Origin of the sequence: Bradyrhizobium sp. NAS96.2, from assembly GCF_001908235.1 — a bacterium.
In the GTDB taxonomy this organism is placed as follows: Bacteria; Pseudomonadota; Alphaproteobacteria; order Rhizobiales; family Xanthobacteraceae; genus Bradyrhizobium.
Genome location: NZ_LGHK01000415.1, coordinates 1 through 1,444, shown reverse-complemented (window position 1 = coordinate 1,444; position 1,444 = coordinate 1). Strand labels below are relative to the sequence as shown.

Genomic DNA, 1,444 nt, shown 5'->3' with positions numbered 1-1,444 from the left:
AACGCCGCCCTGTGGTTGATGGTGTGGACGGCCCCCTACGGCATCAGTGTGCCAGAATGAGGTTGTGCAATCTCAAACGAGGGGACCGTCCGTGAAGCAGATTATCCGCATTGGAATGGATACGTCGAAGCATATTTTTGTGCTGCATGGGGTTGATGCGTCGGAGCAGCCGGTGTTGCGGCGGAAGCTGTCGCGCAAGCAGGTGCTGGATTTCTTTGCCAAGTTGCCGCCGACCGTGGTCGGGATGGAGGCGTGCGGTGCGGCCCATTACTGGGCTCGGGAGCTTGGCAAGCTTGGCCATGAGGTGAAGCTGATGGCGCCGCAGCTGGTGAAGCCGTATGTGGAGCGCAACAAGAATGACGGGCGAGACGCGGATGCGGTGTGCGAAGCAATGAGCCGGCCGCGGATGCGGTTTGTGCCGGTGAAGAGCGCCGAGCAGCAGGCCGCGCTGATGCTGGCGGGGGTCCGCGACGGGCTGATCGCCCGCCGTACCCAGCTTTGCAATGCGATCCGCGGCTACGCGGCGGAGTTTGGCCTGATCGCTCCCAAGGGGCTGGACAAGATCGAACCGCTGCTGGCACGGATCGCGCAGGACGAGAACCTTCCGGCCGTGGCGCGTGAGCTGTTCGCCATGCAGGGGCGCGACTATGCGCAGCTGCAGGGTGAGTTGAAGGCGATCGAGGCCAGGCTGCTGGCCTGGCATCGGGCGAACGCCACAAGCCGTCGTCTGGCTCAGATCCCCTCAGTCGGTCCGATCATTGCGACGTCGCTGGTGATGAAGACCCCCGACCCGGGTGCGTTCCGCTCCGGCCGGTGGTTCGCGGCCTGGCTCGGCCTGACGCCCAAAGACCATTCCACCGCGGGCAAGACCAGGCTCGGCAAGATCACCCGTGCCGGCGACGAGACCCTGCGTCGCCTGCTCGTGGCAGGGGCGACCGCGGTGATCCGGCAGGCAAGACTTGGGCGCGGTCAGCCCTCGCGCTGGCTCGTCGCGCTGCTCAGGCGCAAGCCGCCGAAGCTGGCGGCGGTGGCGCTCGCCAACAAGGTGGCCCGCATCGCCTGGAAGCTGATGGTCACCGGCGAGAGCTACGATGCCGCACGGATCAACGCCGAACCGGCAATCGCTACTTAGGAGTTTGGCCGGCCGCACGCGATACGCGCCGGCCGAACCGGAGCTGCAAGAGCAGATGGAATGATCGATCGATCCAGAACGCGAGACAAGCCGCAGGACCCATTGGCCTTCAGAAGGTCGTCAGGTTGTTTGGCACTCGCGTCGCGGAAACCATCTTGGCCCAGCGATCAGCACGATCGCATCAAACAGGCCGGACATATGGATGACAGCGATCCGAACCGTTCCACAAAGCTCTTGTGCCACGGGGGCCGTCCACATATGGGTCCTGGCTTTCGCCAGGACGACGRCGKKGAGGGAGTGGCGCGCTTCTCA

At 64.8% G+C, this 1,444-nt stretch carries 1 protein-coding gene; it reads left to right on the top strand.

Annotation, left to right across the window (positions count from 1 at the left end; all coding sequences use genetic code 11):
• Window positions 1-91: 91 nt before the first annotated feature.
• Window positions 92-1,132 (top strand): IS110 family RNA-guided transposase, encoded by a 1,041-nt coding sequence (locus AC628_RS41630; RefSeq protein ID WP_074132559.1) that lies wholly within the window; start codon window positions 92-94, stop codon window positions 1,130-1,132.
• The last annotated feature ends 312 nt before the right edge of the window (window positions 1,133-1,444 follow it).